Source organism: Pseudomonas sp. FG98, from assembly GCF_057808595.1.
On the sequence record NZ_JBMDIJ010000046.1, the window covers coordinates 35,448 to 50,259 of the forward strand.

At 64.6% G+C, this 14,812-nt stretch carries 14 protein-coding genes and 1 pseudogene; 9 read left to right on the forward strand and 6 right to left on the reverse strand.

Annotation, left to right across the window (positions count from 1 at the left end; genetic code table 11):
• Positions 1-78: 78 nt before the first annotated feature.
• Positions 79-564, reverse strand: coding sequence for an FKBP-type peptidyl-prolyl cis-trans isomerase (locus ACODSK_RS22275; protein ID WP_489019214.1), 486 nt, complete (start codon positions 562-564; stop codon positions 79-81).
• On the opposite strand from ACODSK_RS22275, the pseudogene ACODSK_RS22280 reads away from it, so the two are divergent.
• From ACODSK_RS22280 to yihG, 3 genes and pseudogenes are all read left to right on the forward strand, one after another.
• Positions 533-860, forward strand: a pseudogene (locus ACODSK_RS22280) (DUF3565 domain-containing protein). The gene ACODSK_RS22275 and the pseudogene ACODSK_RS22280 overlap by 32 nt on opposite strands.
• A gap of 32 nt (positions 861-892) precedes the next feature.
• Positions 893-2,989, forward strand: a complete 2,097-nt coding sequence (pta, locus tag ACODSK_RS22285) for a phosphate acetyltransferase (RefSeq protein WP_489019216.1) — start codon at positions 893-895, stop codon at positions 2,987-2,989.
• A 3-nt stretch (positions 2,990-2,992) separates the two neighbouring features.
• Entirely contained in the window at positions 2,993-3,862 is an 870-nt protein-coding gene (gene yihG, locus ACODSK_RS22290; protein ID WP_489019218.1) for a 1-acylglycerol-3-phosphate O-acyltransferase, YihG family, read from the forward strand.
• A 103-nt stretch (positions 3,863-3,965) separates the two neighbouring features.
• On the opposite strand, the gene ACODSK_RS22295 is transcribed toward yihG, so the two are convergent.
• Both ACODSK_RS22295 and ACODSK_RS22300 read right to left on the reverse strand, forming a co-directional pair.
• A complete protein-coding gene (locus tag ACODSK_RS22295) occupies positions 3,966-4,661 on the reverse strand; it encodes a YiaD family glycine zipper/OmpA-like lipoprotein (protein ID WP_489019220.1) in 696 nt (231 codons plus the stop codon).
• Positions 4,662-4,755: 94 nt separating this feature from the next.
• Positions 4,756-5,400 carry an MBL fold metallo-hydrolase gene (locus tag ACODSK_RS22300; protein WP_489019222.1) on the reverse strand — a complete coding sequence of 215 codons (645 nt, stop codon included), beginning with the start codon at positions 5,398-5,400 and terminating at the stop codon, positions 4,756-4,758.
• Between the two features lie 133 nt (positions 5,401-5,533).
• On the opposite strand from ACODSK_RS22300, the gene ACODSK_RS22305 reads away from it, so the two are divergent.
• From ACODSK_RS22305 to ACODSK_RS22315, 3 genes are all read left to right on the forward strand, one after another.
• Positions 5,534-6,061 (forward strand): RNA polymerase sigma factor, encoded by a 528-nt coding sequence (locus ACODSK_RS22305; RefSeq protein ID WP_489019224.1) that lies wholly within the window; start codon positions 5,534-5,536, stop codon positions 6,059-6,061.
• Complete coding sequence (locus ACODSK_RS22310) at positions 6,058-7,065, forward strand: FecR family protein (protein WP_489019226.1); 1,008 nt, start codon at positions 6,058-6,060, stop codon at positions 7,063-7,065. Before ACODSK_RS22305 ends, ACODSK_RS22310 begins: the two co-directional genes overlap by 4 nt.
• Before the next feature lie 137 nt (positions 7,066-7,202).
• Positions 7,203-9,698, forward strand: coding sequence for a TonB-dependent siderophore receptor (locus tag ACODSK_RS22315; RefSeq protein WP_489019228.1), 2,496 nt, complete (start codon positions 7,203-7,205; stop codon positions 9,696-9,698).
• Positions 9,699-9,820: 122 nt separating this feature from the next.
• Here the strand turns inward: ACODSK_RS22315 and ACODSK_RS22320 are convergent, their stop codons facing one another.
• Entirely contained in the window at positions 9,821-10,747 is a 927-nt protein-coding gene (locus ACODSK_RS22320) for an AEC family transporter (RefSeq protein ID WP_489019230.1), read from the reverse strand.
• Between the two features lie 68 nt (positions 10,748-10,815).
• Positions 10,816-11,721 carry a LysR substrate-binding domain-containing protein gene (locus tag ACODSK_RS22325; protein ID WP_489019232.1) on the reverse strand — a complete coding sequence of 302 codons (906 nt, stop codon included), beginning with the start codon at positions 11,719-11,721 and terminating at the stop codon, positions 10,816-10,818.
• 148 nt (positions 11,722-11,869) lie between these two features.
• Here ACODSK_RS22325 and ACODSK_RS22330 point away from each other — a divergent pair, with 148 nt between their 5' ends.
• Both ACODSK_RS22330 and ACODSK_RS22335 read left to right on the forward strand, forming a co-directional pair.
• Complete coding sequence (locus tag ACODSK_RS22330) at positions 11,870-12,262, forward strand: NUDIX hydrolase (protein WP_489019234.1); 393 nt, start codon at positions 11,870-11,872, stop codon at positions 12,260-12,262.
• Positions 12,263-12,457: 195 nt separating this feature from the next.
• Positions 12,458-12,742, forward strand: a complete 285-nt coding sequence (locus ACODSK_RS22335; RefSeq protein WP_489019236.1) for a DUF6555 family protein — start codon at positions 12,458-12,460, stop codon at positions 12,740-12,742.
• Between the two features lie 303 nt (positions 12,743-13,045).
• Here the strand turns inward: ACODSK_RS22335 and ACODSK_RS22340 are convergent, their stop codons facing one another.
• On the reverse strand, positions 13,046-13,537 hold the full coding sequence (locus ACODSK_RS22340) for a GNAT family N-acetyltransferase (protein ID WP_489019238.1): 492 nt from the start codon (positions 13,535-13,537) through the stop codon (positions 13,046-13,048).
• 290 nt (positions 13,538-13,827) lie between these two features.
• On the opposite strand from ACODSK_RS22340, the gene ACODSK_RS22345 reads away from it, so the two are divergent.
• A complete protein-coding gene (locus ACODSK_RS22345) occupies positions 13,828-14,718 on the forward strand; it encodes a DMT family transporter (RefSeq protein ID WP_489019240.1) in 891 nt (296 codons plus the stop codon).
• Positions 14,719-14,812: the final 94 nt, after the last annotated feature.

A 14,812-nucleotide genomic window follows, 5' to 3' on the forward strand; every position in this document is an offset into this window, starting at 1 on the left:
CTGCCGCATGCGCCCTTGCGGGACTGCACGACGGAAGGACAAGGCGCCTTCGCGACTCTCTGAGCTTAGCGCAGAAAATCAGTGGTGATGGCCACCTTCGCCATGGACGTGGCCATGGGCGATTTCTTCTTCGCTGGCGTCACGCACGTTGACGACCTTGACCTTGAAGTTCAGGCGCTGGCCAGCCAGTGGGTGGTTGCCGTCGACGGTGACGTCGTCGCCGTCAAGGTCACGGATGGTGACGATCTGCATCTGGCCGTCCGGCGCCGAAGCGTGGAACTGCATGCCGACTTCCAGTTGGTCGACGCCTTCGAACATGCTGCGGTTCAGGGTGCTGACCAGCTCGGCCAGGTATTCGCCGTAGGCGTCTTCCGGCTCGATGGTGACGTCCAGCTCGTCGCCAGCGCCTTTGCCTTCCAGAGCCTTTTCCAGACCCGGGATGATGTTGGCGGCGCCGTGCAGGTACACCAGCGGCGCGCCGCCGGCGGAGCTGTCGATGACCTCACCGGCGTCGTTGGTCAGGGTATAGTCGATGGAGACGGCCTTGTTGGCGGCGATCAGCATGGGGGCGAGACCTTTTGCATAAAGAGTATGAAGGGCCAAGTGTAACCAACGCATCGCCCGAAAGCGAACGCAACCCGGACCAACGGGACAGCCGCATCACGGGCTTTCACCAGGACGAAGACGGCCACTGGGTGGTCGATCTGTCCTGCGGCCACACCCAGCACCTGCGCCACCAGCCGCCCTGGCAGTCGCGCGCCTGGGTGCTCGACGCCACCCAGCGCCAGCAGCGCATCGGCCAGCCTTTTGCCTGCGGCTGGTGCGCTCAAGGGGCCGATAGCGATACCCTTGCCCATTGACTCTTTTGCACAGCTCATTTCGAGACGCCCGCATGCAGACTTTTTTCATCGCGCCGACCGACTTCGGCGTCGGCCTGACATCCATCAGCCTGGGTCTGGTCCGCACCCTGGAACGGGCCGGCCTGAAGGTCGGTTTCTTCAAGCCGATCGCCCAGCCCCACCCCGGTGACACCGGTCCGGAACGCTCCACCGAGCTGGTCTCGCGCACCCACGGCCTGAAGCCGCCAACGCCGCTGAGCCTGGCCCATGTCGAGCGCATGCTCGGCGAAGGCCAACTGGATGAACTGCTCGAAGAAATCATCACCCTCTACCAGCAAGCCTGCGTCGACAAGGACGTGCTGGTGGTCGAGGGCATGGTCCCGACCCGCCACGCCAGCTACGCCGCGCGGGTCAACCAGCACCTGGCCAAGAGTCTCGATGCCGAGGTGATCCTGGTCTCCGCACCTGAGAACGACGTGCTCGCCGAGCTCTCCGGCCGCGTCGAATTGCAGGCCCAGCTGTTCGGCGGCCCGCGCGACCCGAAAGTGCTCGGCGTGATCCTCAACAAGGTCCGCGGCGACGAAAGCATGGCCGAGTTCGCCAAACGCCTGCGCGAGCACTCGCCATTGCTGCGCAGCGGCGACTTCCGCCTGCTCGGCTGCATCCCGTTCCAGGCCGGGCTCAACGACCCGCGCACCCGTGACGTGGCCGAACTGCTCGGCGCCCAGGTGCTCAATGCCGGCGACTACGAAACCCGGCGCATGAACAAGATCATCCTCTGCGCCCGCACCGTGGCCAACACCGTGCCGCTGCTAAAGCCCGGCACCCTGGTGGTAACGCCGGGCGACCGCGACGACATCATCCTCGCCGTCAGCCTGGCGGCGATCAACGGCGTGCCCCTGGCCGGCCTGTTGCTGACCAGCGACAGCAAGCCCGACCCGCGCATCCTCGAACTGTGCCAAGGCGCGCTGCTCGCCGGCCTGCCGATCCTCTCGGTGAGCACCGGCTCCTACGACACCGCCAACCAGCTCAACCAGCTCAACAAGGAAATCCCGGTGGACGACCGCGAGCGCGCGGAAATCATCACCGACTTCGTTGCCAGCCACCTCGACGCCGACTGGCTCAACCAGCGCTGCGGCACCCCGCGGGAAATGCGCCTGTCCCCAGCGGTGTTCCGCTACCGCCTGATCCAGCAGGCCCAGGCCGCCAACAAGCGCATCGTCCTGCCCGAAGGCGCCGAGCCGATGACCGTGCAGGCCGCCGCCATCTGCCAGGCCCGCGGCATCGCCCGCTGCGTACTGCTGGCCAAGCCCGACGACGTCCAGGCCGTGGCCCGGGCCCAGGGCATCAGCCTGCCGGAAGGCCTGGAGATCCTCGACCCGGACCTGATCCGCGAGCGCTACGTCGAGCCCATGGTCGACCTGCGCAAGAGCAAGAGCCTCAACGCACCGATGGCCGAACAGCAACTGGAAGATCCGGTGGTGATCGGCACCATGATGCTGGCCCTGGATGAAGTCGACGGCCTGGTCTCCGGGCTGGTCCACTCCACCGCCAACACCATCCGCCCGGCCCTGCAACTGATCAAGACCGCGCCGGGCTGCAGCCTGGTGTCCTCGGTGTTCTTCATGCTCTTCCCGGAGCAGGTGCTGGTGTACGGCGACTGCGTGATGAACCCGCACCCGAGCGCCGCCGAGCTGGCGGAAATCGCCCTGCAAAGCGCCGATTCCGCCGAAGCCTTCGGCATTGCCCCACGGGTGGCGATGATCAGCTACTCCAGCGGCGACTCGGCCAGTGGCGAGGAAGTGGAAAAAGTCCGCGAGGCCACCCTGCTCGCCCAGGAAACCCAGCGCGCGCTGCAGATCGACGGACCGCTGCAATACGACACCGCCGCCAACCTCGACATCGCCCGCCAACTGGCCCCTAACAGCCAGGTCGCCGGACGCGCCACAGTGTTCGTCTTCCCCGACCTCAACACCGGCAACACCACGCACAAGGCCGTGCAGCGCAGCGCCGACTGCGTCAGCCTCGGGCCGATGCTGCAAGGCCTGCGCAAACCGGTGAACGACCTGCCGCGCGGGGCCCAGGTGGACGACATCGTCTACACCATCGCCCTCACCGCGATCCAGGCCAGCCGCGCGGCGGACTACTGAGCCATGGCCGAAAACCTGCGCGGCGCCCTCGCCGCCTTGCTCCTGGGGCTCAACACCATCGTCTGCTGCACGCCGTTGTTCATCGTCAGCCTGGTCAAGCTGTGCCTGCCCTTCGCGGCGACGCAGCGGGTCACCGACGAGCTGATGCGGCATATCCACGAAGCCTGGATCAGCAACAACAAAGGCTGGATGAAACTGCTCGGGCGCACCCGCTGGCAGGTCGAGGGGCTGGACGGCCTGGATTACCAGCACAGCTACCTGGTCACCAGCAACCACCAGAGCTGGGTCGACATTCTGGTCTTGCAGTACGTGCTCAACCGGCGCATCCGGCCATTGAAGTTCTTCCTCAAGCAGGCGCTGATCTGGGTTCCGGTGATCGGCCTGGCCTGGTGGGCGCTGGGCTTTCCGTTCATGAAGCGCTACAGCAAGGCGTACCTGGAAAAGCACCCGGAAAAACGCGGCAAGGATCTGGAAACCACGCGCAAGACCTGCGCGAAATTCCGCGGCAAGCCGACCGCCATCTTCAACTTCGCCGAGGGCACGCGCTTCACCCCGGCCAAGCATCGCCAGCAGCAGTCACCCTTCCGTCATCTGCTCAAGCCCAAGGCCGGCGGCATCGCCTTCGTCCTGGATGCCATGGGCGAGCAACTGGAATCGATCATCGACGTGACCATCCACTATCCCGACGGCGCGCCGGGCTTCTGGGATTTGCTGTGCGGGCGGGTGCGACGGATCGACGTGCAGTTCGAGGAACTGGCGATTCCGGGGGAGTTCCTGGGTAAGAGCTACGACCAGGACGAGCAGTACCGGCTGGCGTTCCAGCAGTGGATCAACCGGTTGTGGGAAAGGAAGGATCAGCGGTTGAACCGCTGACAACGCGGTGACCCCCATCGCCGGCAACGCCGGCTCCCACAGGTATCGCGTGCACCGCTAAACCTGTGGGAGCCGGCGTTGCCGGCGATGAGGCCCTCAGGCATCACTGCTGATAGTTCTGCCCAGGAATCGGCTTCAGGTTCACCTCTACCCGGCGGTTCTGCGCCCGGCCATTGGCATCGGCATTGCTGGCGATCGGCTGGTCAGGCCCCATGCCACGCACGCTCACCCGCGACGCATCCACACCCTGCGACGTCAGGTAGGTGCTCACCGCCTGCGCGCGACGCTGCGACAGGTCCATGTTGTGCTGGCGGCTGCCAGTGCTGTCGGTGAAACCGACCACTTCGATGGTGTTCTGGTTGAACTGCTTGAACGAGCCCGCCAAGTTGTTCAGCGGCGCGTAGAAGCTCGGGGAAATATTCGCCGAATCGGTGGCGAAGGTGATGTTGCCCGGCATGATCAGCTTGATCTGATCGCCTTCACGCTGCACTTCCACGCCGGTGTTGGCCATCTGCGCGCGCAGCTCGGCTTCCTGCTTGTCGGCGTAGTAGCCGTAACCTGCGGCGGCGGCACCGACTGCCGCGGCGCCGATCAGCGCGCCCTTGCCACGGTTGTTGTGATCGATGGCGGCACCGGCGATCGCGCCGGCCAATGCGCCCAGGCCACCATACTTGGCGGTCTTGCTCATCCCTGAGGAGCCCTGTGCCTGGCCCTGGTTGTCGTACGGGTTCTGGCTGGCACAACCGGACATCAGGGCGGCGACGGTAGCGACGGTAATCAAACGACGCATGGTGAACATGGACAAGCTCCTGCAGTAATTCGTATAGATGGCAAACTGCTTTTGGTTTGCCACCAGCCTTGGAACGCGGCGGAAAGGAAAAATTCCCTGCGACTTACGCCCGAACGAAGGGGTTCTCGCGCATCTCCTCGCCCAATCGGGTGTCGGGACCGTGCCCGGCCACCACGGTCGCCTCTTCATCGAGGCGATACAGCCGCTGTTTGATCGAACGAACGATAGTCGCCTGATCACCACCCCACAAATCGGTACGGCCCACGCCACGGCGGAACAGGGTGTCGCCGGCGATCAGCAGCTTGGCGTCGGCGAACCAGAAGCTCATCGAACCCGGGGTATGCCCCGGCGTATGCAGGGCCACGCCGCAACCGCAGGCCAGCTCCTCGTCATCTTCCAGCCAGCGGTCCGGCGACGGCACCGGTACATAAGGCACACCGAACATGCGGCACTGCATCTCCAGGTTGTCCCACAGGAACTGGTCTTCCTTGTGCAGGTGCAGGGTCGCGCCGGTCTTCTCCTTCAACTGCCCGGAGGCGAGGAAATGATCGAGGTGGGCATGGGTGTGGATGATGCTGACCACTTTCAGGCCATGGGCGTCGAGCTTTTGCATGATCAGATCAGGATTGCCACCTGGATCGACCACAATGGCCTTTTTCGTCACAGGATCGCCGATGATCGTGCAGTTGCACTGGAGCGGGCCGACGGGGAAGGTTTCGCGGATCAGGGTGGTTGGGGCGGGATTCATGGCAGCGTCCTCTCAGGCGAATCGCCCATTCTAGCGGCTGCCCGGGCACAGGATGCCAACGCATAAAAATCTCAATTGCGAGCCATTCTTATCCACTGCTACCATGCGCGCCGCTCTGATCGGGAGATGCGCAATGGAGCCGGGAGTCGGCAAGCAAGAGCTGGACGCCTTATTCGTCGATCAACGGCCGGTGCTGGTACGCATGCTGGCCAAGGTGGTCGGCTGTGCCAACCTCGCCGAAGACCTGGCCCAGGAGGCCTACCTGCGCGTGGCCCAGGCCCTGCCTGGCCGACAGATCGAGCACCTGCGGCCGTTTCTCTACCAGACCGCCCAGCACCTGGCCTTCGATCATCTGCGCAGCCAACGCAGCAAGCGCCGTTTCGAATTCACCCCGGACGACGACCAGCAGATCGCCGCAGTCCCCACCCCGCAGCCCGGACCCGAGTCCCACGCCCAGGGCCAGCAGCAACTACGCCAGTTGCAGGAGGTACTGCGCCGCCTGCCCGAGCGCCAGCAGCGTATACTCCTGCTCCACCGCCTGCATGGCCTGTCCCAGAGCGCCATCGCCGAGCGCCTGGCCATTTCGCTCAGCACCGTAGAAAAGGATTTGCGCATTGCCCTGGCTGCTTGCCTCAAAGGCACCGAGTGGGGGTCGCGATGACTGAACACGATTTCGCCGCCTGTGAAGAACAGGCCCTGGTCTGGTTCACCCGCGGCCTCGACGCGCCTCTCTCCGCCGACCAGCAACGCCAGTTGCAGGACTGGCTCGACGCCCGCCCGGAGCACGCCGAAGCCTACGCACGGGTGCAGAACCTGTGGCAGGCCGACAGCTTCGAACAGGCCCTGCGCGACCTCGAAACCGACCTCGCTGCACCCCCATCCCCTGTCCCTGTCCCTGTCCCTGTCCCTGTCCCTGTGGGAGCGAGCTCGCTCGCGAAGGCCCGCAAAGCGGGCCCAGAAAAAAATCGCTGGCTGCCCTGGGCCACTGCCGCCGCCATCCTCCTCACCCTCGGTACCTGGCTCGGCGACCTCCCCCTGCGCCTGCAAGCCGACTACCTCACCGCCATCGGCGAGCAAAAACGCATCACCCTGGCCGACGGCTCGAGAATCCTGCTCGGCAGCAACAGCGCCCTCGCCACCGACATCGGCGCCGACCACCGCAACCTGCGTCTGCTGCGTGGCGATCTCTACCTCGAAGCCGCCCACGACACCCAGCGGCCGCTGCGAATCAAGGCCGATGACGCCCTGGTGGAAGTGGTCGGTACCCGTTTCAGCGTCAGCCTGCGCGACGACGATGTAGCCGTGGCCGTCGATGAAGGCCGGGTACGCCTGAGCAGTTCCGCCGGCGAAACCAGCCTGCTGGACGCCGGCACCTGGCAGCACCTGCGCCACGGCCGCCTGGCCGAGCGTCATGCCCAGGGCAGCGCCGATCAGCACGGCTGGACCGAAGGCCGGCTGATCTTCCAGGACCGCCCGCTGGCCGAAGTCCTCAAGGAGCTCGGCCGCCAGCGCGTGGCACCGATCCTGCTGTTTGGCGAAGCTGGAAAACTGCGGGTCAGCGGCAACTACAAACTGGATGACCCGGAGGCCGTGGTCACCGCCCTAGCTCGCTTGGGCAATGCCCAACTGACCCGACTGCCAGGGGGCGTACTGATCGTTCATTGATCCCACAGAGACGTCGTGGGAGCGAGCTTGCTCGCGAAGCGGTCCCAGCCCTTTCCGAAAAAAGTTTTACGGGTTCTCCACCCTCAACCCGTCAAGGCGATTCGCGGTTGCAAATCATTCCTGTTCATGAGGGTTCCATGCAGCACTTCACTGTCAAAACCATCTTCGCCTACAGCGCCCTGGCGCTGGCCGTGTGCCTGGGCAGCGGCCAGGTCCTGGCGGCCTCCGGCAGCAGCGCGTCCAGCGAGCAAAGCGTCCGGCAGCACTTCGACATCCCCGCGCAGCCCCTGGCCGGAGCCCTCAACCAGTTCAGCCGGCAGAGCGGCTGGGAAGTCGGCTACACCGCCGAACTGGCCCGCGACCTGCGCTCGGCAACGGTACGCGGCGAACTGACCGCCGCCGAAGCCATCGTCCAGTTGCTGACCGGCACCGGCCTGGGTTTTGACTTCAGTGGCCCCAACGCCATCCTGCTCAACCGCCTGCCGGCCGACGGCAGCCTGCAGCTCTCCGCCACCAGCATCGTCGGTGCCGGCGAACTGGGCAGCTACACCGAAAACTCCGGTTCCTACACCACCGGCGCCATCACCGCCGGCGGCAAGATGCCCCACAGCCTCAAGGACACCCCGCAGTCGGTGACCGTGATCACCCGCCAGCGCATGGAAGACCAGGCCATGACCAACCTGGCCCAGGTGCTCGACCAGACCCCGGGCATCACCATCGTCGGTGGCAACGACGCCAACACCAAGGTGCTCTCGCGCGGCTTCAGCCTGACCAACATCCAGGTCGACGGCGGCGCCCCGGCCATGCGCGAGCAGACCTACGACACCCTCGCCGACACCACCGCCTACGATCACATCGAAGTACTGCGCGGCTCCGACGGTCTGTACGGCGGCACCGGCGAACCCGGCGGCGCCATCAACCTGGTGCGCAAGCGCGCCCTGGCCGAGCCGCAACTGAAGATCAGCACCTCCGCCGGCAGTTGGGACAACTACCGCACCGAAGTGGACGTCACCGGGCCATTGGGCTTCGACGGCGCGCTGCGCGGTCGCGTGGCCGCCTCGACCGAAGACAAGCGCTACTTCTACGACGGTGCCGACAGCGAAAAGCACGTGCTCTACGGCACCCTCGAAGCCGACCTGAATCCCGACACCACGGTCAGCATCGGCGGCATCTACGAGTGGCGCGACCAGGACGGCTACTGGGAAAACGGCCTGCCGCGCTACAGCACCGGCGCGCCCCTGGGCCTGTCGCGCAGCGACAAGCTGAGCGCCGACTGGTCGAGCAACAACTACAAGCGCACCGAGGTGTTCGCCAAGATCGACCACCGCTTCAACGACGACTGGAAGATCAACGGCAGCTTCACCCGCAGCCGCTATGACACCGAGCAGGACATGGGCGAAATCAGCAACCCGGTCAATCCCGACGACAACAGCGGCGCCAACTACCAGCGCGTGGTGCGCAACTTCGGCAACCACCAGGACCTGTTCGACGCCAACCTGCAAGGCGTCTTCGAGGCCCTGGGCCGGCGCCATGAACTGGTGATGGGTGTGGACTACTCGGACATCCAGCGCAACTACGCCGACCACAGCGAATGGAGCTCGCGCGTGCCTGTGGATATCTTCGGCACCGACATCGGCGCGCTGCCCAAGCCGGCCGAGCCATCGTTGTATTACAAGTACCCGGACTGGAACGTGCGCAAGCACGGCGGCTATATCACCACCCGCCTGGAACTGGCCGACCCGCTCAAGGCCGTGATCGGCGCGCGCTATTCCGACTACTCCAGCACTCTCCACGCAATCGTTCCGTCCTTCGGCACCGACGGCAAGGATGGTGGTCACGACAGCGGCATCGTCACTCCCTATGGCGGCCTGATCTACAACCTGACGCCACAGTGGTCGGTGTATACGAGCTACGCGCAGATCTACAAACCGCAGATCGAGACCCTGGACGCCAGCTTCGCCCCGCTCGACCCCATCGAAGGCGACACCTATGAACTGGGTGGCAAGGGCGAACTGCTCGACGGTCGCCTGAACCTGTCGGCCGCGCTCTACTACACCAAGCAGAAAAACAACGCGATCTACGTCTACTCCGAAGCCACCTCATCCAACGCCTGCTGCTACGTGGCCGGCGGCGAAAACATCAGCAAGGGCCTGGACCTGGAGATCACCGGCGAACTGACCCCGGGCTGGCAGCTCAGCGCCGGCTACACCTTCAACCTCAACGAACAGCGCAAGACCGGCGACGAAGCCGCGGCCGGCACGCCGATCAGCACGCAGACGCCCAAGCACCTGTTCAAGTTCTTCACCACCTACCAATTGCCCGGCCAGTTCAACGACTGGAAAGTCGGCGGCGGCGCCACCATCCAGAGCAGCAACTACGTAACCGGCAACGTCCAGCGCCGCCTCGAAGATGGCTCGCTAAGCCCGAGCACCAACAGCTTCGAATACACCCAGGCGGGCTATGCGGTGTGGAATGCCCTGGTGGAATACCGCATCGACGAACACTGGACCGCTGCCCTCAACGGCAACAACCTGTTCGACAAGACCTACTACCAGACCGTCAGCAGCAGTGCGGACGGCAACTGGTATGGCGCGCCGCGCAACTACATGGTGACTTTGCGCGGGAGTTTCTGAAGCCCAAGCCCTGTAGTGGTTTATAGGGCCTCATCGCTGGCAAGCCAGCTCCCACAAGGATCGCGTGCACCGCAAAACCTGTGGGAGCTGGCTTGCCAGCGATAGGGCCCTGAAGAACACCATCAAACCCACGGCAACAAACTGCTCACCGCCAACGGCAACGCCACCCCCGCCAACAACGTCTGCCCGGCAATGATCCCCGCCATCAACGGCGCATCGCCACCCAACTGCCGGGCCATGATGTAGGACGACGACGCGGTGGGCAGGGCCTGGAACAGCAGCGCGGCAATCGCCGCCTCGCCGCTGAGGCCGAACAGGTGACAGGCCGCCAGGGTCACCAGCGGCATGACCATGAACTTCGCCACCGACGACTGTCCCACCGGCCGCAGCCAACTGCGTGCCGCCTTCAGGTCCAGCGCCGCACCGACGCACAGCAGGCCCAGCGGCAGCGACGCCTGCCCCAACGCCTTCAACAAGGGCTCGACCGCCGAAGGCAAGCCCAACCCGGTGACATGCAGCAGGATCCCGCCAGCACAGGCCATCAGCAGCGGATTCAAGGCCATCTGCCGGGCCACGCCCTTCCAGCTCATGCGCCCCGCCGAGCCATAACGGGCGAACACCAGCACGCAGAGGATATTCACCGTCGGCACGATGGCGGCATTGGCTACCGCCGCCAGGGCGATGCCCTGGGTGCCGAACAACCCCGCCGCCGCCGACACCCCCACGTAATTGTTGAACCGCACCCCACCCTGAAACACCGAGGTGAAGGCCGCGTCATTGACCGCGAAACAACGCCGCAACAGCACCATCAACAGCGCCACCAGCACCGTCGACGACACCAGCGCCAGGGCCATGCCCACCACCGGCACGCCGTCGAGTTTCGCCGTCGCCAGGCCATGGACGAACAGCGCCGGCAGCAGCACGTAGTAGCCCAGGCGCTCGGCCTGGGGCCAGAAGGCATCGGCAATGAACTGGCTGTGCCGCAACCAGGCGCCGAGGGCGATCAGCAAGGCGATGGGCAACAGGGCGAGCAGCAGGGCAAGGGTCATGACGGGGTCCGGGCTATCGGTGGATGGCCCCACGATAAAGACCCGGACGCTTGATTAAAAACGATGAATTATTGAGCCGACCTCAAATTTTCCTCATCGGTCAGCGCAGCCTGGCGCTGCACCGCCTGGGCCAATGCCGCCGCCAGACGCCCCCGTGGCCGGTCCTCGCGTTCGATCAGTACCACCCGCCGGGTGCGCTGCGGCTCGCCGAACGGCATCCACGCCAGTGCATTGAGGCGCCGCAGGTTGTCCGGGGAAGACGGCACCACCGAAACGCCCAAGCCGCTGGCGACCATCTGCACGATCGCCTCCTGGCTATCCAGCTCCATGGTGGTTTTGACCCGCAGGCGCAGGCGCCGCAGTTCACGCTCGATGGTGCGCCCGGCCCAGGCACGACGGTCGAAGCGGATAAAGGGCTGCTCCTGCAACAGCCGGCGTGGCTCGACATCGGCCAGGGATTTCGGAGCGATGATCCAGAACCCTTCTTCGTACAGCACCGTACTGACCAACCCATAAGGGTGCGGCTTGACCGGCTCGGTGGTCACCGCTGCATCCAGCTCGCCGGTTTCGACCCGGGTCGCCAGCTCCGCCGACATGCCCGAGGCAACGTTGACCCGCAAATGCGGATGCTCGGCATTCAGCGCCGCCAGGGCCTTGGGCAGGATGCCCGCCAACGCCGTATGAATGGCGCCGACCCGCAAGCGCCCGCGCAATTCGCCATCCTCGCCCAGCTCGGCGGCAATGCTGTCGTACAGCGCGAGGATCTCCCGCGCCCGCTCCAGCGCCAGGTGTCCGGCCTCGGTCAGCACCGGCAGGCGCCGCGAACGGTCGAACAGCGGCGCATTGAATTCCTCTTCAAGGCCACGGATATGCAGGCTCACCGCCGACTGGGTGAGGTGCACCGCCTCGGCGGCACGGGCGAAGGAGCCGTGCTGGGCGATGGCGACCAGGGTGCGCAGGGCGCGAAGTGACATAAGCGATGGTCCGTAGGAAGTGATGAATGGTCTGGTCAGCTGCCTCGCTGGCACGCCAGATGCTTACTGATTGGACTACGTTTAGTTGAACCTGACCGTTAGTAAACAAGTCTTCGGCTAAAGAACACCGATCTACAGGATTGACCCGATGTCAGGAAAAAGCCGCAGATGTAAAGCCAGAGCCACGATCATTTGCCTGCGTAGCGGCAAGATACTGCTCGTACGCAAGAAAGGCGGCAAATGGAACTTCCCCGGCGGCACCGTCGAAGACGGCGAGCAACCGATGCAGGCCGCTGCCCGTGAACTTGAAGAAGAAACCCGGCTGCGCTGCCTTGCCCTCTTGCAACTGTGCTCGGTCGAGGTCGGCAACACCGTTCACCACGTCTTCACCACCCAGTTCGACGACTACGCCAAGGCCGTTGCCAACAACGAAATCGTCGCCTGCAAATGGGTGCGCCGCGACCAACTCGACGACACCTTGCTCAACCCCGCCGCCATGGCCTTGATGCTGCGCCGGTTACCTGCGCTCTGCGCCAGCTGAACCGGTCGTTTTGCACGGCCCGAATGGGCGGGTAATGCAAAATGCAGCGTCGCCGTGCAGTCCGATCCCAACGATTGCTGGCCCAAACCCTGCTCCGCGAATGGGCACGGCATTCGCAATGCTCCCTTCACAATCCGATGCCTCGGCGCATCACGGCTGAACTATTCACAGCCGCAATGGAACGGAGGGATTCCAATGGCAGGACAACAGTTGTACGTGATCGACTACGAGCTTCAGGGTCAGCCGCGCAGTTTCATCATTCGCCTGGAAAACATGGACAACACCGAGGCCTGGCACTGGGCGAGCTGCGATGCCGGCGTGGGGGTGATCCCGCGTTTCGGCCAGCAGAAGATCAAGAAGGTCAGCCGGCCCATGGCCGAGCGCTATGGCATCACCAACGTGCGCTGGCGGGTCTCGGGCAAAGGCCCGGAATTCAAGCCGACGCCGGTGGACATGGGGAAGTTTGCCGGGTCTGACTGATCCTGGTTGGGCCTCATCGCTGCATGGGTATCTACACATCTCAACCTGGTGCAACACGGACCCTGTGTGTGGGGGCTGTTAGCCGCGATTGGCCGCAAAGCGGCCATAAAATCTGTGCCTTCGGTGTGTCAGGCAGACCTGGGACTCAGGTTTTACGACGGCTTCGCCGCCGATCGCGCGGTCCGGCGTCCCGGCTAACAGCCGCTCCCACAGGTACGCGGCGGCGCGTCGTTTAGGGGTTGATCTGAAGTTGTTTAGATACCCATGCTCATCGCTGGCAAACCAGCGATGAGGCCCCCAAGCTCAGCCCAGCACCTTGGCCATTTCCGCCGTCCTCCCCCACCCCAGCCCCTCATACACCGGCCGTCCCACCTCGGTGGCATGCAGCACGGCAAACCCCAGTCCGCGCCGCGCAAATTCCGCCTCGCCCAGGCGCATCAACTTCGACGCCAACCCCCGCCGCCGATACTCCGGCTCGACATACACATTCAGCACATAACCCCGCTGATCCCTTTCGGGATGAGCCGGATGGGGCGGCCAATCGATGCTCATCAAGCCGATCGCCGCCGCGATCCTGTCGCCCTCCAGCACGGCAAAGCCGTAGTAGCGCCCGTCCGCCAGACGCGGCTGCAGCCAGGGCCGGAAATGCTCGGTCATCACCCGCAAGGTCACCGGATCACCACCTGCCTCAAGAAACATCGCCTGCCGATGCGCACAGACCGTCTCGCCGTCTTCCGGCAACAGCCTGCGCACGGTAAACCCCGCAAAATCGATTTCACCCGGAATGTCGGTCATCACACTCATACCTTGGTCGGAGTTGCTGATTCTGCAACCGGCCCGCACAAGGCGTTAGACACAGATCCGCTTTCCGCTCGCCATACAGCGTGCAGGCCGCTTTCACTCATGCGACGGGGCTACGACCAAAGTACCGCCACCCGGCGAGGTAACCTGGCGGCAAAGAAAAACTTCTTTGCGAGACAGCCTGATGCCCTCTATCAATTGCACATGACGCCCATTTAAACGGCTATCCATGCACTGGACGCAATACTGGCCAGACAGTTTTTCTATAACCAGGCACAGTCGAGATGAACAACAACAAGACGACGGATGCTGTACCGCTCTCCCCCTCCACCCACTGGATCGGCCCGGCGCTGTTCGCCCTGCTGGCCTTCGCTGCCAACTCGATCTTCTGCCGCCTGGCCCTGGCCCATGGCGACCTCGACCCACACACATTCACCGCCGTGCGCCTGCTCAGCGGTGCCTTGTTCCTGTTCTGCCTGTTGCGTATGCGCCAACCCGGCGGCGCCCTGGGCGGTAGCTGGAAAGGCGGGCTGGCGCTGTTTCTCTACGCCTGGCTGTTCTCCATCGCCTATGTGCAACTGGGCGCAGGGGTGGGTGCGCTGATTCTGTTCGGCGCGGTGCAGATCACCATGTTCGCCGTCTCCTGGCTCAAGGGCGACCGCGTGCTGCCGCAGGTGCTGCTGGGCATGCTGGTCGCCTTCGCCGGCCTCATTGCCCTGCTGCTACCCGGTGCCCATGCGCCGGAGCCGGTCAGTGCGCTGTTCATGGTGGTGTCCGGCATTGCCTGGGGAGCCTATTCGCTGCTCGGACGCGGCTCGGCCAACCCGCTGGCCGACACTGCCGGCAACTTCCTGCGCAGCTTGCCGTTGCTGGTGATTTCGCTGCTGGTCGGGTTGTTCCGCACTAACTTGCACATCGACATCAGCGGCCTGCTCTACGCCCTGGGCTCCGGCGTGCTCGCGTCCGGCGCGGGGTATGCGGTGTGGTACGGCGTGCTCAAGCAGATCAGCGCGCAGCAGGCAGCGACCATGCAGTTGAGCGTGCCGGTGATCGCCGCGCTGGGTGGCGTGGTGTTGCTGGGAGAGCCGCTGTCGTTGCGGCTGGTGCTGATCTCGGCGGTGGTGTTGGGTGGGGTGGGGATGGCACTTGGTGGGCGCCGGAGGGTAAGTGCTTGAGGCTGCCAGGTGCATGCCGCAAGATTTTCAGCGCTCTCAAGATCGAGCGCCGCCCGCGCGGCGCATCGCCGGCAACGCCGGCTCCCACATTTGT